This is a genomic window from Mesorhizobium sp. WSM4836 (assembly GCF_055811815.1).
Window position 1 is genome coordinate 79,716 of record NZ_JBVVQF010000026.1, and the last position, 24,805, is coordinate 104,520.

Annotated in this window: 21 protein-coding genes and 7 pseudogenes; 19 read left to right on the plus strand and 9 right to left on the minus strand. The window is 57.9% G+C overall.

The window, feature by feature from the left end:
* Positions 1 to 28: 28 nt before the first annotated feature.
* Both AC0L2P_RS26195 and phnF read right to left on the minus strand, forming a co-directional pair.
* Positions 29 to 126, minus strand: a pseudogene (locus tag AC0L2P_RS26195) (DDE-type integrase/transposase/recombinase); the annotation flags it as partial.
* Positions 127 to 144: 18 nt separating this feature from the next.
* A complete protein-coding gene (gene phnF, locus AC0L2P_RS26200) occupies positions 145 to 879 on the minus strand; it encodes a phosphonate metabolism transcriptional regulator PhnF (RefSeq protein ID WP_473505373.1) in 735 nt (244 codons plus the stop codon).
* A 163-nt stretch (positions 880 to 1,042) separates the two neighbouring features.
* Here phnF and AC0L2P_RS26205 point away from each other — a divergent pair, with 163 nt between their 5' ends.
* The 6 genes from AC0L2P_RS26205 to AC0L2P_RS26230 all read left to right on the plus strand — a co-directional run bounded on the left by AC0L2P_RS26205 (position 1,043) and on the right by AC0L2P_RS26230 (position 8,082).
* Positions 1,043 to 2,191: an NAD(P)/FAD-dependent oxidoreductase gene (locus AC0L2P_RS26205; RefSeq protein ID WP_473505375.1), complete on the plus strand. Its 1,149-nt coding sequence runs from the start codon at positions 1,043 to 1,045 to the stop codon at positions 2,189 to 2,191.
* A gap of 15 nt (positions 2,192 to 2,206) precedes the next feature.
* Positions 2,207 to 3,373 (plus strand): ABC transporter ATP-binding protein, encoded by a 1,167-nt coding sequence (locus AC0L2P_RS26210; RefSeq protein ID WP_473505377.1) that lies wholly within the window; start codon positions 2,207 to 2,209, stop codon positions 3,371 to 3,373.
* Entirely contained in the window at positions 3,366 to 4,298 is a 933-nt protein-coding gene (locus AC0L2P_RS26215; RefSeq protein ID WP_473505379.1) for a carbohydrate ABC transporter permease, read from the plus strand. Before AC0L2P_RS26210 ends, AC0L2P_RS26215 begins: the two co-directional genes overlap by 8 nt.
* The gene (locus tag AC0L2P_RS26220; protein ID WP_473505381.1) at positions 4,295 to 5,137 is read left to right on the plus strand and encodes a carbohydrate ABC transporter permease; all 843 of its coding nucleotides are present in this window, start codon (positions 4,295 to 4,297) and stop codon (positions 5,135 to 5,137) included. The genes AC0L2P_RS26215 and AC0L2P_RS26220 overlap by 4 nt, the downstream gene beginning before the upstream one ends.
* A gap of 162 nt (positions 5,138 to 5,299) precedes the next feature.
* The gene (locus AC0L2P_RS26225) at positions 5,300 to 6,544 is read left to right on the plus strand and encodes an ABC transporter substrate-binding protein (protein ID WP_473505383.1); all 1,245 of its coding nucleotides are present in this window, start codon (positions 5,300 to 5,302) and stop codon (positions 6,542 to 6,544) included.
* Positions 6,545 to 6,621: 77 nt separating this feature from the next.
* Complete coding sequence (locus AC0L2P_RS26230; protein WP_473505385.1) at positions 6,622 to 8,082, plus strand: alkaline phosphatase family protein; 1,461 nt, start codon at positions 6,622 to 6,624, stop codon at positions 8,080 to 8,082.
* A gap of 270 nt (positions 8,083 to 8,352) precedes the next feature.
* Here the strand turns inward: AC0L2P_RS26230 and AC0L2P_RS26235 are convergent, their stop codons facing one another.
* The 4 genes and pseudogenes from AC0L2P_RS26235 to AC0L2P_RS26250 all read right to left on the minus strand — a co-directional run bounded on the left by AC0L2P_RS26235 (position 8,353) and on the right by AC0L2P_RS26250 (position 11,161).
* Positions 8,353 to 8,757 carry a hypothetical protein gene (locus tag AC0L2P_RS26235; RefSeq protein WP_473505386.1) on the minus strand — a complete coding sequence of 135 codons (405 nt, stop codon included), beginning with the start codon at positions 8,755 to 8,757 and terminating at the stop codon, positions 8,353 to 8,355.
* A gap of 145 nt (positions 8,758 to 8,902) precedes the next feature.
* Positions 8,903 to 9,073, minus strand: a pseudogene (locus tag AC0L2P_RS26240) (IS630 family transposase); the annotation flags it as partial.
* A gap of 208 nt (positions 9,074 to 9,281) precedes the next feature.
* Positions 9,282 to 10,006: pseudogene (locus AC0L2P_RS26245) on the minus strand (transposase); the annotation flags it as partial.
* A gap of 75 nt (positions 10,007 to 10,081) precedes the next feature.
* Positions 10,082 to 11,161, minus strand: coding sequence for a hypothetical protein (locus tag AC0L2P_RS26250; protein WP_473505388.1), 1,080 nt, complete (start codon positions 11,159 to 11,161; stop codon positions 10,082 to 10,084).
* Positions 11,162 to 11,445: 284 nt separating this feature from the next.
* On the opposite strand from AC0L2P_RS26250, the gene AC0L2P_RS26255 reads away from it, so the two are divergent.
* The 8 genes and pseudogenes from AC0L2P_RS26255 to AC0L2P_RS26290 all read left to right on the plus strand — a co-directional run bounded on the left by AC0L2P_RS26255 (position 11,446) and on the right by AC0L2P_RS26290 (position 17,019).
* Entirely contained in the window at positions 11,446 to 11,961 is a 516-nt protein-coding gene (locus AC0L2P_RS26255) for a hypothetical protein (RefSeq protein WP_473505390.1), read from the plus strand.
* A gap of 12 nt (positions 11,962 to 11,973) precedes the next feature.
* A pseudogene (locus AC0L2P_RS26260) lies at positions 11,974 to 12,096 on the plus strand (IS630 family transposase); the annotation flags it as partial.
* Between the two features lie 511 nt (positions 12,097 to 12,607).
* Positions 12,608 to 12,685 (plus strand): annotated as a pseudogene (locus AC0L2P_RS26265) (sugar phosphate nucleotidyltransferase); the annotation flags it as partial.
* A gap of 122 nt (positions 12,686 to 12,807) precedes the next feature.
* Positions 12,808 to 13,443 carry a class I SAM-dependent methyltransferase gene (locus AC0L2P_RS26270; protein WP_473505392.1) on the plus strand — a complete coding sequence of 212 codons (636 nt, stop codon included), beginning with the start codon at positions 12,808 to 12,810 and terminating at the stop codon, positions 13,441 to 13,443.
* Positions 13,444 to 13,560: 117 nt separating this feature from the next.
* Positions 13,561 to 14,340 (plus strand): SDR family oxidoreductase, encoded by a 780-nt coding sequence (locus AC0L2P_RS26275; RefSeq protein WP_473505393.1) that lies wholly within the window; start codon positions 13,561 to 13,563, stop codon positions 14,338 to 14,340.
* A 44-nt stretch (positions 14,341 to 14,384) separates the two neighbouring features.
* Entirely contained in the window at positions 14,385 to 14,774 is a 390-nt protein-coding gene (locus tag AC0L2P_RS26280; protein ID WP_473505395.1) for a Rid family hydrolase, read from the plus strand.
* Between the two features lie 5 nt (positions 14,775 to 14,779).
* Positions 14,780 to 16,069, plus strand: coding sequence for an MFS transporter (locus tag AC0L2P_RS26285; protein WP_473505397.1), 1,290 nt, complete (start codon positions 14,780 to 14,782; stop codon positions 16,067 to 16,069).
* Positions 16,070 to 16,071: 2 nt separating this feature from the next.
* Entirely contained in the window at positions 16,072 to 17,019 is a 948-nt protein-coding gene (locus tag AC0L2P_RS26290) for a sugar phosphate isomerase/epimerase family protein (protein WP_473505399.1), read from the plus strand.
* A 346-nt stretch (positions 17,020 to 17,365) separates the two neighbouring features.
* Here AC0L2P_RS26290 and AC0L2P_RS26295 read toward each other — a convergent pair whose 3' ends face one another.
* Positions 17,366 to 17,719: a hypothetical protein gene (locus AC0L2P_RS26295; RefSeq protein WP_473505401.1), complete on the minus strand. Its 354-nt coding sequence runs from the start codon at positions 17,717 to 17,719 to the stop codon at positions 17,366 to 17,368.
* Positions 17,720 to 17,997: 278 nt separating this feature from the next.
* Between AC0L2P_RS26295 and AC0L2P_RS26300 the strand changes: the two are divergent.
* From AC0L2P_RS26300 to AC0L2P_RS26315, 4 genes and pseudogenes are all read left to right on the plus strand, one after another.
* A pseudogene (locus AC0L2P_RS26300) lies at positions 17,998 to 19,346 on the plus strand (IS5 family transposase).
* A gap of 744 nt (positions 19,347 to 20,090) precedes the next feature.
* The gene (locus tag AC0L2P_RS26305) at positions 20,091 to 20,285 is read left to right on the plus strand and encodes a hypothetical protein (protein ID WP_473505403.1); all 195 of its coding nucleotides are present in this window, start codon (positions 20,091 to 20,093) and stop codon (positions 20,283 to 20,285) included.
* Between the two features lie 46 nt (positions 20,286 to 20,331).
* A pseudogene (locus AC0L2P_RS26310) lies at positions 20,332 to 20,676 on the plus strand (DUF1612 domain-containing protein); the annotation flags it as partial.
* 45 nt (positions 20,677 to 20,721) lie between these two features.
* A complete protein-coding gene (locus AC0L2P_RS26315; RefSeq protein WP_473505421.1) occupies positions 20,722 to 20,925 on the plus strand; it encodes a helix-turn-helix domain-containing protein in 204 nt (67 codons plus the stop codon).
* A gap of 299 nt (positions 20,926 to 21,224) precedes the next feature.
* Here the strand turns inward: AC0L2P_RS26315 and AC0L2P_RS26320 are convergent, their stop codons facing one another.
* Positions 21,225 to 22,199, minus strand: a complete 975-nt coding sequence (locus AC0L2P_RS26320; protein WP_473505405.1) for a hypothetical protein — start codon at positions 22,197 to 22,199, stop codon at positions 21,225 to 21,227.
* Positions 22,192 to 23,661, minus strand: a complete 1,470-nt coding sequence (locus tag AC0L2P_RS26325) for an Eco57I restriction-modification methylase domain-containing protein (protein ID WP_473505407.1) — start codon at positions 23,659 to 23,661, stop codon at positions 22,192 to 22,194. Before AC0L2P_RS26325 ends, AC0L2P_RS26320 begins: the two co-directional genes overlap by 8 nt.
* Before the next feature lie 566 nt (positions 23,662 to 24,227).
* Between AC0L2P_RS26325 and AC0L2P_RS26330 the strand changes: the two genes are divergently transcribed.
* Positions 24,228 to 24,641 carry an HNH endonuclease gene (locus AC0L2P_RS26330; RefSeq protein WP_473505409.1) on the plus strand — a complete coding sequence of 138 codons (414 nt, stop codon included), beginning with the start codon at positions 24,228 to 24,230 and terminating at the stop codon, positions 24,639 to 24,641.
* Positions 24,642 to 24,805 lie beyond the last annotated feature (164 nt).

Here is a 24,805-nt window from a genome sequence, read left to right on the forward strand (position 1 = left end):
CGCCAATAAAAGATCCGTGCACCAACGCCACGTCGAGGACGAAACCATTCTGGCCGACGGCGCGCGCCAAAGCCAGTGCTTCTTGCCATTGATTGCGACCACGCATTCGTCCAGGTGCCACTTGTCACCGAACTGTCCCCCTGATCAGTCCTCTGATGGAAGGATAAACTTCACCCGGTCGCCCGCGAAGCAAGATATGTCAGCCCAGATCGGTGCTCGATTCTGGTCGCACATCACCAAAACGAGTTCCGTAACGGGCCTAGTTCGTGGCTGCTGAAGCAGCCTCGCTTCTTCAACTGCGGGCATCCGGCTTAGAAGAAAGCTACTTAATCGCCTTTTTTCAGCAATACCGTACGATTTCAAAGTGTCAGTTATAGATCCTATTGCTTTATACCGTTCCAAGAATCCGGGAAATTTACCAATTGGGAGGTAATTATTTGAAACGATGACGACACGCTGATCGGCAAAAGCTTTCGTCTTTATGTAAATTACGCTCTCACCTTTCCTATGGTTAAGCAGCGACGCTACTTCCTGAGAGGCGGCAATCGGCCCTACATCGATCACCTCGCTTCTGGTATTGACGTTGATCGATGTCAAATAGTGGCAAAATCGGTTATCGCCGCCGAGATCGTAAGGCAGGATCGCATCCTGAACGAATGTACCACGTCCGGGTTCGATTCGGATGAAGCCATGCTGCTGGAGACTGGCGAGCGCCTTCCTGGCTGTGGTCTTGCTGACCTGAAATCGATCGGCGATCTCTCCCTCGGGCGGCAGCCGGTCATCCGGACCCCACCGACGATCCAGGATCTCGCCCCTGATCGTCTCTTCGATGTGACGCCAGACCGGCATTTTCGCTACATATTCAGCAGCTTGCTGCATTCTCCAACTCTCTGCTTGGCTAGGATTTCCTGACCTATAGCCTATTTAAACGCGGCCAAAAACCTGGGCTTGCGCACCTTCACATGTTTGTAACAAACCACCGATAAAGGTATATATGTTATGATAGCCATCTACATCTTTCATACCGAGCGGAGTTAAAACTGTGCATATAGTCGTTATCGGAGCAGGGATCATAGGCGCCTCAGTTGCGTATCACCTCTCTCAGAGAGGCGCAAAGGTCCACATCTTTGATAGCGCGCGTCCTGGTGCGGGGACGTCAACATCGACATTCGCCTATTTGAACGCGTTCCGCTTCGCTGCCGGATATGCCCAACTGCGAATTGCCGCGCTCAACTACTGGGATGAGTTAGCAAAGGAGATTGGGGCTTCAGAGTTCATCCACCGGGATGGGAGTGTGTACTATGTCGACAACGAAGCCGGTGCCGCTCAGCTCGAAAAACACGCCCTCGACTCGTCTGCGGCAGGACTCGCCTGCGAACGCTACTCCGGTAAGGAGTTTATTGCTCGGTTTGAACCGGACCTCATTTTCCCGGAAACGCCTTACCCGGTGTACCGGATGCCAGGAGAAGGTCGGATGGAGCCGATCCCTGTCGTCGGTAGGCTACTCGCAGGCGCGAGGGATCGAGGAGCTCGTCTCTTCGTTGGCGAGAATGTGCTGGGATTCGAGGAAAATGACTCCGATGTAACTATTAGAACTGATCAGCGGACGTTCACCGTGGATCGAGTGCTCGTTTGCACGGGGCCGCAAACGCCAGACTTGCTCGCAAAGATCGGCGTCGACTTGCCTGTAGCTACACAGCCTGGCGTCACGACCATCACTCGCCCGCTACCGATCAGGCTTCGGCATGTTGTCTATGCGGGCAAGGTCCATTTCAAGCCAGACGGGAGCGGAAGGATTCTCGCGGGCCGTACCGACTATCGAAAAGAGATGCCGAGCAAGGAAGAAGCTGAACAGGCGGGACGGGAGACTACGTCGCTCGTCAAACCGTGGGTGCGAGGCTTTGGCGAAAATGAGATGGAGAGTTTCCGCATAGGTGTCCGCCCAATTCCTGGCGACGGAAAACCGATGGTTGGCCGACTTCCCGGGCACAAGCGAAGCTGGATCGCGGTTACCCATAGTGGCATCTCCTTATCGGGACTAATTGGCATGCTCGCAGCATCAGAGGTTCTATACGACAAAGAAGAGGCGATACTCGCGGATTATCGCCCGAGCCGCTTTCAGCAAGGTGCAGAAATCCGGTCAGAGTTCGCCCCATGGGGACCTGGCGATGAAGTCAGAGTCGCCGTCTAAGAACTCGAAATCGGAATGGATACTCTGATGTCTTTGGAGTTGAGGGGAATATCTAAAACATTCGGCGGACAAAAGCCAATACTCGATAATATTGATCTTTCGATCCCGCCAGGGGAGTTCTTATCGTTGCTTGGGCCGTCTGGTAGCGGGAAGTCGACCTTGTTGCGTGTCATCGCGGGTCTCCTCGACCCGGACGGCGGCAATGTCCGGCTCGACAACAAACAAGTCGACGGCTTGTCTCCAAAGGAACGCGACATTGCGATGGTATTCCAGACTTATGCTCTCTACCCGCACATGTCCGCCTTCGACAACATGGCCGTGCCGCTGCGTATGCGGCGCCTGAAACTTGCTGACCGCATCCCAATTCTTCGTCATCTGACGCAGAACGGAGACACAGTCCGGACGATCCAGAGCGAGGTTGAAAAGGCTGCAAATTTTCTCGGTATCGAGGATCTTCTGTCCCGAAAACCCGGTCAGTTGTCGGGAGGTCAACGGCAACGGGTGGCGATCGGGCGAGCGATCGTGCGCCATCCACGCGTGTTCCTGATGGATGAGCCGCTGTCAAACCTAGATGCAGGCCTCAGGGTTCAGATGCAGTCGGAACTCATCGACCTTCACGCTCGACTTGCTGCGACCATTGTATACGTCACGCACGACCAAGCTGAAGCAATGACGATGTCTCATCGCATTGGGGTCATGTTCGATGGGCGAATCTTCCAAATCGATAGTCCCTCCGAGATCTACTCAAACCCGAAACATATTCGTGTTGCCCGCTTCATCGGCACGCCGGAGATCAACGTAATTGCCGGCGAAGTCATAGATAGATTTCTCTGTGTTTCGGGCCAAAAACTGCCAGTCCGTATGTCGGACATGGTGAGCGGGCCAGTGAAGCTCGGAATTCGGCCGGAATCCGTTCGACTTGCCTCGAAAGGCGACGCGTTGTTCGTCGGCCGTGCGGAACTGATTCGTAACCTTGGCAGCGAAGTACTGCTCGCCGTCGTTCTGGAGAATGGCCGGAATGAACGCATCACTCTACGTCTCCATCCCTACGAGGAAACCGTCCCCGAGCGAGGGGCGGAAGTCTTCCTGACTCTCGACCCGACAAGATGCCTTGTCTTCAGTAGTGAAGGTGGACGACTCGCCGTATCGCTCCAGAATACGAGGGAGACGTCAGTTGCTTGATTCCAGCAGAGGCTACATCCCGCTAGCGGTGACCGATCAAGTGCCGTCGAGAACAGGAAACGAGGCAGCGAAGGCCTACATCTTCATCAGCCCGGCTGCCATCGCCTTGCTCTTGTTTGTCTTTGGCCCGGTCGTCGCTGTGTTTGTGTTTTCCCTTTCGAATTGGCAACTCGGCGATAGCACCTTTCAGATCTCCGGTTTGGGAAACTACCGAGAGCTCTTGAGCGACCCGATATTTTGGGCCGCCCTCGGCAACACCGCGACCTATGCGGCAATTGTCGTTCCGGGCTCTATTGCTCTTGGCTTGATGGTGGCTCTTTTGATCGAGGCTGCGCCGAGTGGACGCACGATCTATCAAACTATCCATTTTCTACCGGTGCTCGCGACCATGGCCGCCATGGCGTTGTCATGGGAAGTTCTCTTTCATCCAACCATAGGCGCTCTGAACAGTTTTCTTGCCCCCCTGGGATTTGCCAAGCAAGCGTGGCTGACCGACCCCAGGCTAGTCGTCATTAGTCTCGCGATCATTGGGATTTGGCAGAACGCTGGCTTCTGCATGGTCTTGTTCGTGGCGGGTCTGCGCACGATCCCGCAAGAATTGTACGAAGCATCGGATGTCGACGGCGCGGACGGACTCTGGGATCGCTTCAGGACGGTCATTTGGCCACAACTGGGACCGGTTACTATCTTCGTGTTCGTTCTCGTTGCAATCCGTGCGTTCCAAGTCTTCGACACCGTTGCAATGCTGACCCAGGGCCGCCCCGGTTCGAGCAGCCAAGTCCTGATGTACATGGTCTATTCAGAGGCCTTTCGCTTCTTGCGAACAGGATATGCCGCAGCAATTACGGTTGTGTTCCTCGCAACCCTGTTCGTGCTCACTCTTCTCCAGATGAGGCTCGGTGAACGAAGGGTGCACTACTCTTGACAACGTATCGCAAATTGCCGTTGTCGCGGCGCATTGCGCGCCATGTCGCCCTCTGTCTGACCGGCGCCTTCATGCTCTTGCCGTTCGTTTGGATGCTGAGCACGTCGTTCAAGTCATCCCAGGAGATCTTCCAGTCACCCAGTCTATGGCACATCCTACCGAAGCGTTGGAACGTGATTGATAACTATGTGGGTGTCTTCGCGGATACCGACATGCTCCGATTTCTCGCCAATGGCGTGATCGTCTGCGTAGGAATTTTGGTGCTGCAGTTGGTTATCGCCTTCCCATGCGCCTATGCTCTGGCCAAGCTTCGCTTTCCCGGCAAAGAGAAATTCTTCCTGCTTACCGTGTCAGCGCTGCTGATCCCAGGACAAGCATTGGTCGTCCCGCTCTATATTCTTTTCTACTACGTAGGGCTCCTCGACAGCTACCTAGGCCTTATCCTTCCGCACTGCATTTCGGCGTTCGGGATATTCCTGTTCCGGCAGTTCTTTCGGTCGATTCCGGATGACTATGTTCATGCTGCCCGTATTGACGGCATGAGTGAGTTGGGAATCGTTGTCCGCGTTATGGTGCCCCTTGCAGTACCCGCTGTTCTTGCCTTCAGCGCTTTCTCGATTTCGAGCCACTGGAATGATCTCCTGTGGCCGATGATCGTGGTGCAGTCGCGGGAACTGGCGCCGCCACCGCTTGGCCTTGTCTTCTTCAAGACGGCTGACCAGGGCGTTGACTACGGGCATATGATGGCGGCGGCAACCATCATCGTTGCTCCGCTAGTAGTCGTCTTTTTCTTCGCCCAGAAGTGGTTTCTCTCGGGTTTTCAGGTTCAGTCGAGGTGACACTCATGCACGTGGATAGCGCCGCGGGTTAGCCGCAGTGAAGTAGCCAGTTTAGCATCGGCTCTGAATCCGGCTGGAGACGCGCTCGACGCTCCGGCTTGGGACGATACGTGTCGAGCAAGCCCGTCAACACAACTCTACCCTTCTCATCAGGAGTGAGACATGACCCTTCGCATATTTGCCACGATGGCCTTTGCGGCCGCCGGCGTCCTAACCGCTTCCGCCGCCGAACAATCCACCGTCTCTGTCCTGGTGGAGGCCGGAACGATCAAATACCACGAGCAGATCGCTTCCGAATACATGAAACAGAATCCGGATGTGAAGATTGAGTTCCGGTCTCCCGTTTCCGACTATGCTGAACTGGTCAGGCAAGCCTTGCTGGCGTCCCAGACCAATACGCTTCCGGATATCGGCTTCTTCGGCAACAACACGCTGCGCACACTGGTCGAGCATAAGGTGGCGCAGCCACTGGATGAGATGATCGATGCCGAGCCGGAAAGAGACGCTCTCGGTTTCGACGAGCCGATGCTCCGCATCGCTCAGTATGACGGAGGGCAATTCGGCATTCCCTTCTCCACCTCGCTGCCGGTTATCTTCTACAATACGGACCTCGTTCGAAAAGCGGGCGGCAATCCGAACAAGGTCCCTGGGTCATGGGATGAAGTCGTGTCGCTCGCTGCCAAGATCAGCCAGTTGGACGAGGGTACTGCCGGCATCTATATCCGCATGGAAGATACCTGGAATTGGCAGTGCATGGTGTATGCAGCGGGTGGCCGGATGATGTCGGAAGACGAAAAATCCGTGTTGTTCGATGAAGAGCCCGGACTTAAGGCGACACGTCTTCTTGCGCGGTTCGGCGCCGAAGGCAAAATGCCGAGTGTCACCTGGAATCAGGCGCGCCAGCAGTTCAGTGCCGGGCAGTTGGGCATCCTCATCGGCTCAAGTTCGAACACCGAAGGTCTGGTCGCCGCAAGTGGCGGACAGTTCGAGGTTAAGTCGTACGCTTACCCCGGCCTCAACGAGAAAAGCCGACTCCCCGCCGGCGGGAATACCGCGGTGATACTTGCCAGCGATCCGGCAAATAAGGCAGCCGCTTGGCGCTATCTCAAATTCGCGACCGGTCCTCAAGCCCAAACAACCATGGTCAAGGCGACAGGCTATCTCCCGATCAACCTGACAGCCAAGAACGCAAAAACTTTTCTCGGCGATTTTTACGCTCAGCACCCGCTGCACGCTGTTGCGCTGAGAGAGGCCAAGTACGCTGCCGAGCGCTATGCCTTTCCAGGAGAGAACGGGCTACGCATCGATGAGTTGATCGCTACCAATCTGCTGGACGTTATCTATCAGAGAGCCAAGCCCGATGAAGCGCTTCGTCAGTTGGCCGACCAAGCGGAAAGCATGTTCTAGCATTAAGGAACTCTTTTGCGGCAAGAGCGAGTTCGCTTTTGCCGCATCCGCTATTCATGAATAATCGAGTCGCAAACATGCAGAATATAAAGAAAGTCGTCGTCGTAATCTTCGACGGTCTTCGTCCCGATTTGCTCTCCGAGGAGCGCACCCCAAATCTTACCTCTTTTGCTCAAAGCGGGACGTGGTTCCGCGAGGCGCGAAGCGTCTTTCCGAGCGTCACTCGTGTGGCAACCACCAGCATTTCGACTGGCACTATACCTGCGCGGCACGGAATGATCGGAAATCTGTTTCTGTTCCCTCCTGTATCTACGACGAAGACTTTTGACTCCCGACTTCGGAAAGACGTGTTGATCGCAGAACAGGCGACAGGCGGCCGCTTCATCACGTGCGAGACCTTGGCGGATCACCTGGCAAGAGCCGGAAAGCGGTTGGCGGTCATCCAGACGGGCACCCCTGGCGCGACACATTTTCTCAATCCGCGTGCCGCCGAGCACAATCACTGGACCTTTTCCATTCATGGACGGGGTTCCACGCCGACTCCCGGCGCAGTAGACGAAGCTGTTGCGGCACTCGGCCCTTTCGCTGCGGACAAGGGATCACCACGTTTGGGCGATATCGAGTATGCAACACGGCTGGCGACGGACTATGTATTTCCGAAGCTGGGACCGGATGTGACGCTCATCTGGTATAGTGAACCCGACGTTGCATTCCACTACGAGGAAATCGGTTCCCCAACATCGCGCCAGACGCTGAACTTCGTCGATCGATGCTTCGGTCGGCTACTCGAATGGATCTCCACACAGGCAGATTGTGAAGAGTACGCGGTGATTGCGGCGTCAGACCACGGGCACATCTCAACCACGGCTCAGATCGATCTCAATGGTCTTCTGACTCAGGCGGGCTTTCCGGCGAAGGAGGGGGATCTCGACGGAGCAATCCTTGCGACAACTGGTGGAAGCTGCGGCGAGATCCGTGTCTTGAACAAAGATCGCCGGACGATCGAGCATGTGTGTGTCTGGCTACAGGATCAAGAGTTTATCGGCATGCTCTTCTCGAAGGGCCGCAACGATATCGAGGGGCAATTGCCGGGCACATTCTCGTTTGAACTTGCGGGCCTGGCGCACGATCGTGCTCCCGATCTGTTCTTTGTGATGCAGTCAGACGAGGGCTTGGACCAGCATGGTTTGCCAGGACGAAGCTTGTTTACGGACATGGTGCCCGTCGGTGGCGGCATCCATGGCGGTTTGAACAGATACGAGATGAATACGCTTCTGATGGTCAGAGCGCCCGGTATCATTCCGGTGGCTCGCGTCACCAGTATGCCAGCCGGAATAATAGATATTGCCCCCACAGTTCTCGACCTACTCGGGATAGCCGTCCCCGAGTCGATGACCGGCATCTCCCTGGCGAAGCTTAATGAACCCCCGCCAGAGCCGGAGCGCTACGAAGTACGAAATGGCAGCTGGTCTCAAGAGATCGATCTCATCGGTGATGAGACACGGTGGTTCATCCGCCGTGGAGGACGTTTGCTCTAGCAAGACAAACGAAGGATATGCCATGAGTGCGAAATTTCGCGACCATAGAAATGGCGTCGTTTCGGAAATTTGAGACCGACGGCCTCTACAAGCGGGAACGGCTGAACGCTGGGCCGCAGGGTGGTCGCATCAATGTCCTGTCGGCCACGGGAACTCGCCAAGTCGTCAACCGACGGCCAGCGCTGGAAAATCTCGTTCGGGCGTCAGTTCCTCCACCGCTATAGCGAGTTCCGCGTCATAAGCTTGTAAGCTTGCGCGCCAAGGCGACGATCATGGTGCGGCGAATGCGTCCCTTGCCGGCGCCGACGCGCTCATGGAACCAGTGTGCGAGACCACTATCGGGCTGATGGCGTAGCCACAGCCAGGCAAGCTCGATAGCCGTTCGACGCGGACGCGGGTTGCCTGATCTCTGGATACCTTGATCACGTGATCACGGATAACCGCGCCACTGCTCCAGGGGCTGGATGCAAGGCCGAGATAGCCGGCGACCTCACGGCGGTTCTGGAAATCGCGAAAGAACACCTCGTTCGTCAGCACGTTGCAGCGGCAGAGACCACCGGGTCCGTCGTTTTCTGTCGCCTTTGGCCGGGCTACAAGCACCACCTTGTCGGCCTGTGGGAGAATTTGGACAATCGAAAGACCGGGCGAGACCAGCGAGCGGAAGGCATGGAGCACGGGCGAATCACCGGCGTCGACTGCGATTCCGACTCTATGGACTCATTCGCACCGCCCGTGGATCCCGGCACCTGCACGAAATATGCGGAAGAACCCCTGATTGATTGACGCTGACGGCGCTCTCACGTTGATTGCCGCGCCGCATGAGGAAGCGGATGAACTCCTGATGCCGGTGACGCTGCATGTTGCGGCCAATGATGGAGCCGTCGAGAACATTCAGGGCAGCGAAGAGTGTCGTGGTGCCATGGCGCTTGTAATCATGGCCCCTCTTCAAAGGAAGTCCTGGCTGCGTGCGATCGAGCGCCTGGATCTGGCTCACATGGGGATTTGCGGGTCAAGAGGTTCGGATCAGGATTCGATGGTAAATCTCCGCTCGTTGCTCGGTATCCAAGGTCTGAGCCGTTTGCATGACCCGGCCCCTTTCCGATGCCGCTTCAAACTCACATCCGGTCGCCGCTAACATCGGCCGCACCAACATCCCTGTGTGGACGCCCCTTCGGATGCAAGAAGTTTTTTCTAAAGGCCACGGCAAGATTGGGCGCGATCTTAAGGCCACGACGCTTGACGTCGACCAGCAGCTCGCGCCAGCTTTGCGCACCCTCGCGAATACCGGTCTGGAAGCCGACAAGTTCCTTCTTGCCCTCGGGTGTGGCGCCGATCAGAACCAGCATGCATTCGGCATGGTCTTCCATCCGGGCCTGCAGATAGACCCCGTCCGCCCACACATAGACATAGTGGCGCGCCGAAAGATCGCGCTTTTGCCAACGATCGTATTCGGCGTTCCACTGTGCCGTCAGTCGCGTGATCACCGAGGGTGACAGGTTAGGCGCCTCTTTGCCCAAGAGGGCCGCCAGAGCGCCCTGAAAATCCCCCGTCGAAACGCCGCGCAAGTAGAGAACGGGAAGCAGCGCATCCAGACTGCGCGTCCGACGCGCCCATTTGGGCAGGATCGATGAGGAAAACCGGACCCGGTCCGCTTCGCCGGTCGCGCCGCGATCCCGGACCTTCACCCGGCTGACAGGCACCGGCCCGATCCCCGTCTGGATGCTCCGCTCCGGGCCGTGACCATGCCGGACAAGGCGCTCACGACCATCGGCAAGCTTGAGATCCTTCATCTCGGCAAGAAACGCCTCGGCTTCCATCTCGATCGCCTGCGCAAGCAATTTGCGCGCGCCGCTGCGAAGCACATCCGGGGATCATCGATTTCGTCGGGCTGACGAAGGCGAACAATGTTGATAGTCTCGTTCATGGCGTATCGCTCTCCTTGAGAGGTTCTGGCAGGCTTCATCACCCGCCTTGATACGCCGCTCTCCTCAAACCGTCATCACCCAGTTTCCGCCATAGCTCTGGGTTCCGGCAGAAGCAGCGCTTGCCACGAAATGGGCGCGCTCTCATTCGACTCTAGAGCATCAAGGGAGGACTGAAATGCCCTGGTCTTTGGCTGATTATCAATCGCGCTATATAGAGTTTTGCTGGCGGCCGCCACATTGCCGTCCCTTCGGTACGCTTCAGCGAGCGTCAGCGCGAACGCTGTCTCATAAAGACCCGTCAGTTTCAGTCCGTTCTTCTGGTATTTTTGCTTGTAGTATCCCTGATACAATGACGCGATTGCAGCAACCGGCCATTCGACGTCTCGTGACAGCGCGAACCGCACGGCGAGACCTTCGAGTGACGGCGGGTCAAGGAGCTTATCGTAGCGCTCGACTAGTTTAGCGCCCTCTGGAAGCTGAACTTCCTGCCCGACGAGAACATGGAAGAGGCCATAGAGAGCGACCATGGGCAGCCTGTGGACGGCTTTGGCTCGAGGGATAAGAAGTTCGTATTTGCGAAGTAGGTCGCGGATGTCCGTTAGCGCCGCATCGGGAACCTTCTGCTGAACTTGGGCAAGTAGGTCCAAGAAGCCGCTCATTTTTTTGAGCGCGATGCCAGGCCGAAATCGTTCGTGTTGCCAAACCCAATACTGGGGAGCCATTTCAACTTCGACGATGTTTGGAAAATCGCTTTGGTATCGATAGCTTTCCTTCTCGACCTTCGGGCCATTGCGCACATATTCAAAAATGAGATGGCGGGCCAAACGCGCCAGTCCATTCAGCGTTAAGACAGGTCGGCCGTCGTGGCTGGCAGTCTCACCCAGATCCCAGATGTTGCTGATCTGCTTCGGAACAGGAGCAATCGTGTGAATGTACTTCGACCGGATGGTGTAGGCTTGCGAGATTGCCTCGGCCAGGTCGGCTTTGCCAACCGGCCGCACTTGGCCCTCCGCCTCCTGCCTGAAGTAAGGACCCAAGTTCTCGAGGGCAAATGACCGAAATCGACGAGCCAACCCAATATGTTCGACTTTAAGCAATGCCTCACGAACTCGGTCTCCAGTCTCTTCAGGAGCTCCCTTCAGGGCCTTGTCCACGGCCGATCGTTTTCGCTCGTCATAGTCGTCCCACTTTGCAGCCGGCCCCCTACGAAGCTGTCGACCCTGACAACCGCCTGGTCGCGCGGACGCTGGAACGAGACTGGGAAGCAGCGCTGGCGACGAAACAGGCGCTCGCGGATGACCACCAGCGAGCCCTTGCGCGACAACCTGAGCGGCTAACGGCGCAGGAAAAGGACGCGGTTCGCCAGTTGGCAGAAGATGTGCCTTCCCTGTGGAAGGCGCAGTCCACTACATCGCGAGACCGACAGACTATCGCCCGTATGATGCTCGATCGCGTGGTCATACGGGTGTTCGGAGAGACCGAACGTGCCGAAATAAAATGCCACTGGGCAGGCGAGGTCGTGACGACACATCCGATCATTCGAACCGTGAGACGCTTTGAACAACTCGAGCATCACGACGAAATACTGGGTCGGATCGCGGCGTTGCGTGCCGAGGGGGTGACCGCCCGACAGATCGCCGACGATCTCAATGCGAAAGGCTGGACGCCTGCGAAGAAACCAATGTTCGACGCGTTGATCGTCCAGAAGCTTCTGGCACGAAAGGGGCTTGGAAAGAAACGACCCATCTGGTCCGGCAATGTCCCCCGTCGCGGCGACGACGAGGTGACACTGTATGAACTCTCCGAACAACTCGGCGTCCATCGTCAGACCGCCTACGGCTGGCTCCGGCGCGGAAAGCTTAAGGGGCGCATCGCCAATGTAGGGGCACAACGGATCTGGCTCGTCAGCCTGTCCCACGCCTCAACAGGAATCCGGACTGGAGAGTCGTCATGACAACACGATCGAGACGCCTTTTCCAAGCTCAAGGCGCTGCTGCGCGCCAAGGCCGAGCGAGGACCATCAAGGCACTATGGGACGCCGTGGGCTCGGTCCTCGGCCAATTCACCCCCGTCGAGTGCGCATAACTAATTCAAGGCTGCAAGATATGAACCGGATTAAACAGGACGCGCTCTAGCGTGGCCAAGGACATCACGATTAGTGGGCGACCTGCCAATCTCGCACCGTGATATAGCTTGTCCACTGTCGCGATCCCGACAGAATTGTATCGTCGCTAACAAACGGAACCAGCCGCGCAAAGCCAACCTATTGCAATAACAACAGCGTTTTAGCTGGCATGGCTCTTGCCACTTGAACTGTAACGTGCGCTCCGGCACAGAGCCGCTTCCAGCGGATCTCACGAGCATTGCGCATATGTAGGCCAAAGGACTTTTCTACAGCGAGGTCAGGGCGACGATGAGTAATCATCCCGTTTCACCGAGTTCATTGGACCTGAGTTTATGGAGGAGGTCATACAATGGGCGAGGCGATTTCGTTTGGAGCGGAAGTCTTGCCGGTGACGGGGTCATCGACCGGCCTCAAACGGCTCGTCGAAGTCCTCAACGCTTGAGAATGACGCGGCGAGCAAAAAAGGGGAAATGAAATGACTGTCAGTGCTCCCAAAAAAGCCGTCATTCTCGCCGCCGGCTTCGGCTCTCGATTACGTCCGCTGACCGATTTGCGACGTCGTCGTCACGGCATTTTGTGTCGGAGCATCCATCGTACTGGCGACAAGATCATGAGGAACTGCCGGTTCGGTTATTGGCGTAATTCTAGTCCGCAACGCTCAGAAAGGCCCTTACCATGCCGGCGATAGAAGTAGCCTCTCCCGTTGACTTTCATGACATCAAACAAGTCCGTGAGTGGGTCAACAACACGGTTGCTACCAGGCCATGGCGGCCGAGATTCTTTGCGGCCTTCGCGGCGGCTCTGAATGCGCACCTTACCGCGCACGGAAATGTCCTGGAGATGGGGTCAGGGCCCGGTCACTTGGCGGATCATATCCTCCGAAATTGCCCGATCGACACGTACACCGCGCTCGATTTTTCCGCCGCAATGCACATACTCGCGAAGGAGCAGTTGGGCGATCTAGCGGACAGGGCAAGGTTCGTTGAGCGCGACTTCCGGAAGCCTGACTGGACTGCCGGCCTAGGCTTGTTCGATGCCGTCGTCACAATGCAAGCGGCCCACGAGGTTCGGCACAAAACGCACCTACCATTGCTTTTGCAGCGGGCACGGCAGCTGATCCGGCCCGGCGGAGTCTTTCTCTTCTGTGATCACTACACGGAGGCTGGCAGCAAGAAGAACCCGGAGCTGTACGTGACTAGCGATGAGCAACCCCTTTTATTGCGGGATGCCGGTTTCACCGGAATTACCCGACTGCTCGACGAGGGCGGTATGGCGTTATTCAGAGCCACAAATACGTCCGTTGCTGGATAGCCAAACGGATGCCGGCGACGCGGAGCCGTGGGCTCAGCTGGATTACGTCGGCTGGGGCCGCCCCGGCTTCCCTGCCGCGAGCAATTAGTAATATTCAAGCAAAGCGAAGATGAACCCATGGATCTGGGACTGAGGGGTAAGAAAGCTGTAGTGTGTGGTGCCAGTCGAGGTTTAGGTCTCGCCTGTGCGCGGGCGCTCGCTTGGGAGGGGGCCAATCTCGCCTTAGTAGCTCGCGATAACGCCAGTCTCGCCGCCGCCGCCAAATTGCTGCAAGCCGAGTACGACACCCGAATAGCCGTCGTCGCAGCGGATCTAGCCACCCTCGAAGCCGCGAGCGTCATTCGTCGCGTCTGTCCCAAACCTGACATACTCGTTCTGACAACTCCCCGCCTCGCAGAAGGCCGGGCGGCCGTATCGACGGATGAGGGACTGGGAGCCGGCTTGGCTGCTGGATTGATGTCACCTCTGAGTGTGGCGCTCGCCGTTCTTGACGGTATGTGCGAGCGAAGGTTCGGCCGGATAGTTACCATCTTAGGAAGTTCGACGAAGGCCCCGCAACCCTCGCACATAATGGCTAATATTGCCCGGACCGGATTGGCGGGTGGGCTGGCGAGCCTCGCGCGTGAAGTGGCGCGCTTCAACGTCACCATCAACAACGTGCTTACCGGACCCACCGAAACGGAGGGACTTGCGGCGACTTGGCAGGCACGCGCTAGTGCGTCCGGGAAAAGTGTAGAAGCCATTCGTGCGGAAGCGGTGGCACGGATTCCCTCTGGGCGCCTCGCTAGACCCGATGAGGTTGCCGCGTTGTGCACAATCTTATGCGGCACTCAGTTTGGGCAAGTCACCGCGCAGAACATTGTAGTCGATGGAGGAGCATATCCTGGGCTTTTTTGAGGTCTGCTGCCCTGAACATAATACACCAACCAATAGGGGCGATGATGTCTTCCAATGAAGCAATAGATAATGCGGCAATTGTACCGATCGCGAGGGTTGCAGGAGTTGTGTCACGACGGAGCTCCGGCGGATCTTGCGCTGGGCTGGCGTGGCTAGCGGCGACAGACGAAGCTAAATCGCCAGACATATCAATCCAGATCCCGTCCGCATTCGAAAAAGTCGATCGTGTACTAAAGGAGCTCGGCAGTCGCCGCGAGAACATAATTTCGGTCACGATGTATTTGACTGAGGAAGGTCATCGTGGCGTTCTCAATGGCTTTTGGGACGATTGGATCGGTCCTGATCAGCGCAACTGGCCCCAAAGATGCTGCGTAGTCGTGGCGCTGTCCCCCGGGACCCTTTTTGAAATTACCGTGGTAGCTGCGGTCGGCTGACAGACATGGACCGGACCGATATTGCACCACATGAGATTTATGCTTCGAAAACACCACCCCGGATGGTCAAGTCTTCGGCGGCAAAAACAGTGTTGCCTGCCAATGTCCTCCGTCTTTTCCTCTTGTCTCTTTGCCAAATTGCTGCGTGGGGAACGATTTACTATTCGTTCACGGCACTTGTCGAGCCGATGAGGCTTGATCTCGGTTGGGATCAGAGCAGCCTTATAGCCCCATTCTCCCTCGCGATTGTGATTTCCGGAGGGACTACACCGATCATCGGGGAAGCCATTCAACGCTTCGGACCTCGCAGCGTAGCCGTTACCGGCTCTCTTCTCATCGCGGGCTGCTTCACAGTCTTGGCAAACGTCACCGACTACGACAGCTACGTTGTGGTGTGGATCGTGATCGGGGTCTGCATGGAAATGGTGTTCTTTCAATCGTTGTTTGTGTCCATCGTGCAACAGGAGCGAGTTGATGTGCGCAAATCAATCAGCTTCGTTACACTACTCACCGGCCTTAGTGGTTCTATATTTCTTGGGCTTGCCGGCTTCGCGGTCTCCGCAATCGGTTGGCGCGGCACCTTCTATGTGTATGCAGTCGTACACGTTGTCGTTGCAGCAATTCAAGCCGCGTGTCTTCGTGGTTCGGGTCGCAATTCAGCAAAGCCCACGCTGAAGCCCGAGACTGAGTCGACCGCTCAGCGAACGCCAAGACTTTTTCGTGACTACAGGTTTTGGTTCCTGATGATTGCGTTCTCGACTACAGGGCTGACGTCCGCGGCGCTCGCAGTTCATATTTTACCCATCCTCACCACCTCCGGAATCGACCAAGTGACCGCCGTCGCAATTTCCGCGTTGAGCGGACCAGTTCAATTTGGTGTTCGGTTGCTTCTAATATTGTGGGGCGCCCGCTTAGCGACCCCTCATCTTGGCTTCCTGACATTTGCCTTCGAGAGTTGCGCCCTCATTTGCCTCTCTTTTGCATCGTTGTCGTCGTGGTTCGCCGGATGCTTTTCGGTGCTCCACGGCGTTTCATCAGGACTAATGTTGCTGCTTCAGGCCGAGTCAATTCGCGGGATATTTGGGCGGCAGGAGTTTGGCCGTGTTCAGGGATACCTGATGGGGCCTGCGATAGTCGCACGGGCTACAGGCCCGATAGTCCTCGCACTGCTTCTTGCAGTCGGATGGGGATATAACCTGCAAAGTCTGATGCTGGGCGCCACGTCGATGGTGTCCTGTCTGATTTTCTATTCGGCCACCAAATCATTGACCCGCAAGGATATTCAGGAAGACTAGCGATGGTAAATCCAATTTCTACATACGGGTTTAGTGCCGGCCACATCAACGGCAGTTTCACTCAACTCGAGGCCTTCTTAGATCGTTTGGTTGGAGCGGGCGCGGGTCATTGTGAACTATACATTGGAGAGCTCGACGTTGTGTCTGGTGGTCGCGTTCTTCCAGATCGACTTCGGCGCTTCCGCGAGATCTGCCGGGCCCGCTCCCTCGGGTACACATTTCACCTTCCGCTGGTTTCAAATCTCACGGATCCGTCTCGAACTTCTTCGGATCAACAGGTATTGAGCGCTTTCATCGATGTGGCGGGGGAGATTAATGCCGACGTGCTGGTGCTGCACCCAGGCAGAATGCCGACCGGACTGACTACATCAAACCGGGAAGCGCTACTTGATCACGAGAGGGAACGGCTGTGGTATCTGGCGGAGCGCGCTGCAGGCATTGGTGCCTCAATATCACTCGAAAATCCCCCACCAAGTCGCGACGTCGTCGCAGGGAATATCGATGCTCATGGCTTGAATCCATCCGATGTTCTGTCTCAAGTGAAACGCGCGGCTCATTCTAACCTGCATGCAACGTTAGATTTCAGCCACGCTTGGATTGCAGCGTCATATTGCGGGTTCGATTTCATCGAGGCAATTAAAGCGCTCGGGCCAGCCGTTGGGCATCTTCACATCCATGATTCACACGGCAAACCACCTCTAGAGCCCCAAGCCCGATTCTCTGACGACGTCGCCTATGGCGTCTATGACCTTCACCTGCCCGTAGGTTGGGGTACGGTGCCCTTCGAGGAAGCGATGTCCGGTTTGTCGATTGCTCCAGGAACCCGTGTCACAATCGAGCTTCTCGAGAGGTTTTGGGACGAGCTCGAAGCTACGTTGTCCGCTACGCGAGCTCTTTGCCAACTGTTGCCCGCATCGGGGCAGAAACTTGACGTGTCGCACGGCTCTTAACAGCCCGAAGATCAGGCACTGGCATCGCGGGCTAGAAGCACACCGAAACGCGGGTCTCGTCGCCAATCTCGGTTGGCTACACCTTCGCGTTTAACCAACCCGGGCCCCTACGGTTTAGCGGGAACTGGCACCTTCACGGATATGGTACCCCTTGGAGGTGGTCTGCACGGCGGCCTTAACCGACAAGAACTGAACACCCTCCTCATGATCTCCGCGCCAGGCATAGTTGGTGCAGGGTGTGAGGCAGACGTTCCAGTTGGCATCATAGACATAGCCCCACCACGCTAGTCCCTATGATTGCTGGGCCTGGGGTGGCCCGTCAATCTGATATGCAACGGTACGAGGGTTAACCCAACGCGGGATCCACCTCCGGAGACCAACTGAACGAAAAGGCCGCGGGCTGATCAGAGGGGACGATCCGATCTCGCAGCATTGGTCTGGCACAGGAAATAATGCTGCAGGAGCCGACCTTCCTTCCCAATCCGGTGTTCCATTCGGTCAGCAAAAAAGCTGCTTCTCGTGAGCGCAGATCATCCATGGTTATTACCAGCCGCAACCAAACGGTACCGGAAGTGATTGCGGATGTGTTCGTTGAATAGCGGCCCTTGGCAAAGGCGACTTTGAACGCGGCAAAGGTATCCGGCGGCACGTCCTCAAACTCGTATCGTGTGCCGCTGGCGACGAACCACACCGAGAGCATTCTGCTATCCGGATCGTATTCCGTTTTGCGTATCGAGGTAGACGGCATGACGGCGGCTCGATCAAAGGGAGTCAACGATCGGTTAGGCCGTCGCGTTCCTGGTGATTTGGTCGGCCGTGAAAAATACGGAAGCCGCTAGGAATAGTCTACTTTTCAGGCTTCCGAATTGCAGGTAACGGCCAGTTTGTGGATAGTTTTCTTGCAATTCCAGTTTGCGATTTCGCCGCCTAGCGAAGCGTGATTCACTGCTTTCATCGCAGTGAATCGGGAGCCAGGCGATGGGCAGACCACGCGAGCGGCGCGAGACTGGAGAACAGGATCTGTTCCGCGCTCGCCTTGATCAGATCCTCAACATGAACCATGAGCTGGTGCGGCTGGCCCGCACCATCGACTGGCCGGTGCTGGAGGCGCGCTTCGGTGCGGTCTATTCGGACGGTCCCGGCATGCCGCCGCTGCCGACCCGTCTGATGGCGGGGCTCGCCATCCTCAAGCACACCTTCAACCTGTCGGACGAGGCGCTGTGCGCACGCTGGATCGAGAACCCGTATTTCCAGTATCTGTGCGGCGAGGAGTTCTTCCGCCACGACCTGCCGTTCGACCGCTCCTCGATGACGCGCTGGCGCAGCCGCATGGGCGAGGAGCGGATCATGGTGCTGCTGCAGGAAAGCCTCAGCATTGCGGTCAAGACTGGGGCGATGAAGCCGCAGGAAACGCGCCGGGCCATTGTCGACACGACGGTTCAACCCAAGAACGTGATGTTCCCGACCGACGCCAAAGCTCATCCATCGCGCCCGCGAGCGGCTGGTGCGGCTGGCGAAGAAGGCGCGGCTCGACCTGCGTCAGTCCTATGTCCGGGTCGGTAAACAGGCGCTGATCATGTATCAGCGCTACGCCCACGCCAAGCAATTCAAGCGGGCCAACACGGCGCTGCGCAGGCTCAGGACGTATCTGGGGCGCACCGTCCGCGACATCTCCCGTCAGATCGCCGGCGACGCGGAGCTGGACGCGCTTTTCAAATGGTCGCTCTTACCAGGCCTCCACCGTTCTCGAACAGCGTCAGCGCCAGCGCGGCCGCAAGATCTACAGCCTGCATGCGCACGAGGTGGAATGCATCGGCAAGGGCAAGGCGCACGCGCCCTACGAGTTCGGGGTGAAGGTGTCCGTGGCGACGACGCTGAAGCGTTCAAAGGGCGGCCAGTTCGCCCTGCACGCCATGGCGCTCCCCGGCAACCCCTATGACGGCCACACGCTGGCAAGCGTCATCCCCGACATGGAAAAGACCATCGGCAACGAGATCGGCCGCATCCTCGCCGATGCCGGCTACCGCGGCCACAATGCGCCGCAAAGTCATAAGTTCAGGGTCTTCACCGCTGGTCAAAAGCGCCGCGTGACACCGGCCATCAAGCGCCAGATGCGGCGGCGATCGGCCGTCGAGCCGGTGATCGGCCACATCAAGAACGAACACAGAATGGGCCGCAATTACCTCGCTCACACCCAAGGCGATGCGATCAACGCCATCCTGGCCGCAGCCGGTTACAACTTCTCCCTCCTGCTCAGGTGGCTGAAGGCGTTTTTGTGGCTCTTGATCGCCGCGTTCCTGAACCGGCCGAAGCAGCTTGCCGCTTAGCAATCAAGATTGTTCACAGCCGACGATTTGTGAGCGCGCTACGTCACCAAATTTCGGTGCAGAGTGCCGCCCGCCAGAAGATATTTGTAGCCATGTGTCGTCATCCAGAGGGCGCGGTCGAGAGGCGTCTCCCAACCCCTGAATGCACGCTTAGGCTCCTTCTCTTGATCTATTGTGCAGAACGATCCTGGCGACCCTTCTCCAGTCAGCGTCCTCTGCCGACGACGTGGGCATCCGAAGCTAGGCGCGAACCTGCGAGTCAAGCACAAAAACCCGCAATTCGCGGCTCTTTATGCTTGGGCTTCGGTCGCCTCCAGGCCGAGTTCGACGGGATCGGGGACCGTCGTCGCGAAAATATCGAGATAGTTTCGCCGTTTCGTGGGCGATGCTTGGCCGATGTCGCTTGGCAGTTAATTGTAAGAATGCGGTCGTTTCGGTCATTTTCGGCAGTTAATTATGAGAATCATCGGGCTGAGATTCTCAAAATTAACTGCCGAGGGTATTAACTCTCAGGCCGCGCGATTTGGGCATTCGTTCGGCGCTGTGGCCGAGCCACAGCAGATACGGCTCCGCCGATTCTCGAGTGCTCCATTCTCACATTAAGTGCCACGGCCGCGGCACGATTATCAAATTAAGTGCTCATTCTCAAATTACGTGCAAAGCTAAACCTCTGATATCATTGACTCTGCATTCTCACAATTAACTGCCAAGCGACAAGGGCAGGGCGGCGGAAACGGGACGGACGTGGCACGGGCTGGCTCCGGACCCGATGCCGCGACGACGGCCGGTGGGCCAGACGAGGACGCTGGCGACAGCGGGCTTGCCGATGAGACTGAACAAACCGATGCCCTCGCGCAAGAAATGGCGGAGATCGACGCCGTGCTGGCCCGCTCCAGCCGGCTGCTGGCGGGCGAAAATTTCGCGCCGCGCGGCGGATAGCTCGGACGTCGACACAGCAGGGCACGGGGCGACAGCGCGAGAGGCCTTGCCGAACAGTCTCGGGCCGCTGATCCGCGACCTCGACTGGGACGAGGACCAGCGGCTGGCCGACTGGCTCGCCGTCGTCGACAAGCTGCGCGGCGAAACCATGCCGGCCGTACTGGCCGCGGCAGTCGCCTGGGAGGCGTGGCAGGACATCGAACCGCTGCAGCACCAGCATTGGCTCGGACCGCTGCTGGTTGCCGCGCTGCTCCGGGAGCGCGGCAAGGTCGCTTCGCATCTTTTTTGCCTTCATGCCTGACTGCGCATCGTTCCGCGCGACCGGCGCAAAAGCCCCATCCGGACAATCCGGATGCTGGCCGTCCTCGACGCCTTTGCAGAGACCGCCGCGGCCGGGCTGAAAGAACTCGACCGGCTGGCGCTGGCCAAAGGCCAGATGGAGCGCCGGCTCAGGAACCGGCGAAAAAACTCGAGCCTGCCGGCGCTGATCGAGCTCGTGCTGGCGCGGCCGGTGGTGTCGGCGGGATTGATCGCGGCGGAGCTGAAAATCAGCCAGCGCGCCGCTCTTGGCTTGGTCGCCGAACTTGGTATCCGCGAGGTGACCGGGCGCGGGCGCTACCGGGCGTGGGGATTTGTGTAAATGAAGGCCCCTTAAGCAAGCAGACCTGGTTCGTTCCTCCACATCATTTCTTTACCTTTCGCTGCTTCTCAAGCTCTTTGAACTCGAGCCGTACCGCCCTTCCAGCGGCGGCGCCTTTGGGGGCGCCAAACGGTCATTGGTCATTAGGCAACCCACGGGCGCCGGTGCCGCGCGATCGGCTTTGCATAGCTCCGAAACAACCTCGAGAGCCGCTAGTCCTCTTCTGGCACGAAACCAAGTCGCAGCAACCTATTCCGCCAGAGCGCTTGGTACGCAACCGCTCGGATTCGCGTCACCAGCTATTCCGAGAAGCGCACCGGATAGTCGATATTCGGATAGCTCTGATCGGCTAGGAAAGCCGCGGACTCCGGCGCCCACTCGAGCCTCTGCGTTACGCTTTTGAGATCGGGCGCCGCATAGACGAACCGCTCATCGTACCGCAGGTATAACATTTCGAAGAACTGCTCGAGCCGCAGAGGGCTGTCTTCGGCCGGGTAGGTCGGTAGCAGCGCCCCGAGGTCAGCATCGGCCATTTCGACGAGCGCCAGCGACACGGCCTCATATCGCGACACATCGTTACGGATGCCGCGGCGGCCGGTAAGCTCTCGCAGCGCAGAGTGAAAGCGGATGATGCTCTCCACCGGTTCGCCCCCCATTGCCATAGCGATGTCGTTGGCCTTGAGCTGCTTAGCGGGCGGTGCATCCTCGGCCCCGGCAATTGCCGCGGCTTCTTCGATTAGCCGGTTAGCGCGGATCACGAACAGATAGCCGAACACCATGGCCGGATAGGTGATGTGGAGGTTGGTGCACTCGCCGATCGTCTCTTCCATGCGGTTAGTGAGATTGCGAAATGCACCGGTCATGCCCTTGCACGACACTGCGAGCACCGGGCCCAGACCCGGCTTGTTCACCACCACGTCGACGTTTTTGGTCTTCAACCCGCCGAGCACCGTTGCCTCGCCGCCTTCCGCGAGTGCTGGATCATAGGCGAGATGCCATTTGCCCTTGCGCTTCTTGAATGTGAAGGGTGGTCGGGGCGTGATCTCATCAGGCCGAAAGCCGCCCTCGATCACCAGCCGGCAGGCGACATACCAATGCAGCGGCTTGATATGCTGCTGGCTTTGCGTCGCGCCTTCATAGGAAGCGAAATGCGCGAGCGCCTCGCTTTGGTTTATCCACTGGCACGTCTTAGGGAAGGTCGGATCCTCGGGCGGCTGTGCCGCCGCATCTTCCTCATCGGGCAGCTCTGGATCGGGCAGATCGGGTTCAGACATAGTGGCGCCAGCGCTGCATCGTCGTGACCGCTCCGACCAATGCATCTCCGTCGATATCAGGCGCCAGTTCGTCGGTCGGCACCAAGATTCGAGTCGCTTCACGCGGCTCCAGCTTGAGCATGCCGCCACCAAGCGGATGTCCTTCAATCTCGCGGCTGAGCGCGACAAAATCGTCCGTCCAGTGCTCGGCAATGCGCCGCATGGCCTTGGCATCGCGAACGCGCACGCCATGCACAGAATTGGTGCAGGTAGCACCGCCCGAGTTGCGCACGAGACTGGCTGATACGCCTGACATATAGCTCAAGAAGTAATCGGGCTGATGGACATCTGGCACTGAGAACCAGGGATCGCGCACCCGGCACTTATAGGCCTCCCGAGCTTCGCGCCCTGCTTCGCTGTCGAGGTAACGACGCACCTGGCTGGGCAGCTCAGAAAGCGGCGCCTTAGGCAACCGCAGCAGCATAAAGGGTTCGTCTGCGGCATGCCATTGCTGGAGCGTGCTCTGGGTCAGCTGCTTTGCAGGCAGCGCTCGGCCGTTGCGCACCGTTGGATACAGAAGCTGTGCTGGGATCCCCAGCCTCTTCGCGAGCGACGGCTTCAAGTGGAAGAAGCCGTTGGCACCCGATACATAGCCGATGCCGATCTGCGCAGCCGTGCCGAAGCGGAGCGATTTGGGGTGCGAGGCGGCTCGAGCGTATAGCGCTCTGATCGACGCCGGCAGCACGAACGGGCGCAGCCGCCGGCCCCAAGTCCCGCGCCACTCGGTGACCAGAACATCTTCGCCTCCGGCAAGCGGCTGCATCGCCTTGGCCGGCTCGAAACGATCGAGCGCGGTAAAGCGGATGCGATCAGTCTGATCGCCATGCCCATTGGCGTAGAGCAGCCAGCAATCCTCGGAGAGGTCAGGGAACAGCTTCGCACGAACCGCCACCAGCTGCACATGTGAGAAGTTCGCTACTAGATACTCAAGCAGCGGCGCAGCGTAGGGCGCATGACCAATCTCGGCCGGCACCACGAACGCCATCCGGCCACCAGGCTTGAGCAGACTCGCGGTCGCGACCAGGAACGGCGCCCAGGAGGAGGCGAGTCCGTTGAACTCAGCACCGAGCTCGCTGCAGAGGTTCAGCGCGCGCGCACGCACCGCGCCTTTAAACGTCTGATAGCGGATAAAGGGTGGGTTGCCGACCGCGCATTCGAAGCGCTCCGACGTCTCGCCCGCCCACGCGAAGAAATCGCCTTCATGGACCAGCGCCCAAGGAGCACGATCCATGGCGGTCGCGGCCGAACGCGCGTCTTGCTCAATGCCGACGCTGTTACGGTGCCCGGCGAGGAAGCGCCCGTCGCCGCAAGACGGGTCGAGCATCCGGTCGTTTGGATCACTCACCGCCCAGCGCACCAGCGCGGTGACCACAGGATCGGGCGTGAAATAGGCGCCGCTATGCTTCTGGCTGAGCGGTGCCATCAACGCAACCTCGACAGGCAATGCAGATATTCAACCGGCATTAGTCCCCCGATCGCCCGATGTCCGCCAGCGTCGCGCTTTGCAATGCAGCGAGGAGTAATCCGTCGAGCGACGTTAGTCCAGCTTCCTCGCTACAGCTCGGTATGTTCTGTATATGTTCCTGACGGCCATGACAAGAGCGCCAGCTCCGCGAGACGAACGGCAGCAATGGCGATCTTCTTTTCCAAAAGCGGCCAGACAGCTTTCATGCCCCTATACTGCCGGTTAGCAATGCGCCGATTTCGGACGCCGAGCGGACCATGCCGGCATCCTAGAAGCGGAAATGCAAAACGCGCTGAGGTGGCGGCACACCTGCGCCCCAAGTCGATCATTACGCTATCGACAGGCGGATCCCAAAAGCCGCCATTCGTCCATTCGACTCTCATTGCTATAAAACGAAAATTAATCAAGAAAGGCGGTTCAATTTCTGGAGTATCGAACCAATGCCCGTCAGCCTAAAAACGCAGAAGGTGCTATGGGGCCGCGCGGCTGCGCGCTGCGCATTTCCCGAGTGTAGGCGACACTTGGTGGAAGACATCACCGAAACCGATGATCCCACCCTTGTCGGCGAAAATTGCCACATCGTTGCCGAGAAGGATGACGGTCCGCGCGGCGATTCGGCTATGCCCGTGGAAGACCGCAACCGATATGGAAACCTTATTCTTCTATGCAATGTCCATCACAAAATCATCGACGATAACGAGAAAACGTGGACGGTGCGAGGCACTCAGGCGCACGAAGCGTGGGTCGAGCAATCGCTTGGGCTCGACCGGATCAAACTGCGCGAGGACACGATATACGCCGATTTGTTGACGAGTGGGCCCGCCTTGCGCACCTCGATACCTGGACAAGCTGGAGCAGCTACGTTCTCGGCAGCGGCCAACCTCGCATCCGCGCCGAAATCGATGATGATCTGGAGACACTCCGGCGATGGCTGCTAGGGCGGACCCACAATTATGGACTGCAGGAGGGTGATCTGATCGTCAAACGGGGGCCGGACATGTATTTTCAGTTCGTTGAGTTCGTGCCGCGATACACGAGTGATGAAGCCGCAGACGCCATGCCATATCATGGTCTCGACCGCTTTTACGGCGAGCGCGTCAAT

What these genes read in the sequence shown, in the direction of transcription:
- phnF (WP_473505373.1), bottom strand. Translation starts at nt 879, where the DNA reads ATGCAGCAAGCTGCTGAATATGTAGCGAAAATGCCGGTCTGGCGTCAC.
- AC0L2P_RS26210 (WP_473505377.1), top strand. Translation starts at nt 2,207, where the DNA reads ATGGATACTCTGATGTCTTTGGAGTTGAGGGGAATATCTAAAACATTC.
- AC0L2P_RS26225 (WP_473505383.1), top strand. Translation starts at nt 5,300, where the DNA reads ATGACCCTTCGCATATTTGCCACGATGGCCTTTGCGGCCGCCGGCGTC.
- AC0L2P_RS26230 (WP_473505385.1), top strand. Translation starts at nt 6,622, where the DNA reads ATGCAGAATATAAAGAAAGTCGTCGTCGTAATCTTCGACGGTCTTCGT.
- AC0L2P_RS26255 (WP_473505390.1), top strand. Translation starts at nt 11,446, where the DNA reads ATGATGCTCGATCGCGTGGTCATACGGGTGTTCGGAGAGACCGAACGT.
- AC0L2P_RS26270 (WP_473505392.1), top strand. Translation starts at nt 12,808, where the DNA reads ATGCCGGCGATAGAAGTAGCCTCTCCCGTTGACTTTCATGACATCAAA.
- AC0L2P_RS26275 (WP_473505393.1), top strand. Translation starts at nt 13,561, where the DNA reads ATGGATCTGGGACTGAGGGGTAAGAAAGCTGTAGTGTGTGGTGCCAGT.
- AC0L2P_RS26280 (WP_473505395.1), top strand. Translation starts at nt 14,385, where the DNA reads ATGTCTTCCAATGAAGCAATAGATAATGCGGCAATTGTACCGATCGCG.
- AC0L2P_RS26285 (WP_473505397.1), top strand. Translation starts at nt 14,780, where the DNA reads ATGGACCGGACCGATATTGCACCACATGAGATTTATGCTTCGAAAACA.
- AC0L2P_RS26290 (WP_473505399.1), top strand. Translation starts at nt 16,072, where the DNA reads ATGGTAAATCCAATTTCTACATACGGGTTTAGTGCCGGCCACATCAAC.
- AC0L2P_RS26295 (WP_473505401.1), bottom strand. Translation starts at nt 17,719, where the DNA reads ATGCTCTCGGTGTGGTTCGTCGCCAGCGGCACACGATACGAGTTTGAG.
- AC0L2P_RS26315 (WP_473505421.1), top strand. Translation starts at nt 20,722, where the DNA reads ATGGAGCGCCGGCTCAGGAACCGGCGAAAAAACTCGAGCCTGCCGGCG.
- AC0L2P_RS26320 (WP_473505405.1), bottom strand. Translation starts at nt 22,199, where the DNA reads ATGTCTGAACCCGATCTGCCCGATCCAGAGCTGCCCGATGAGGAAGAT.
- AC0L2P_RS26325 (WP_473505407.1), bottom strand. Translation starts at nt 23,661, where the DNA reads ATGGCACCGCTCAGCCAGAAGCATAGCGGCGCCTATTTCACGCCCGAT.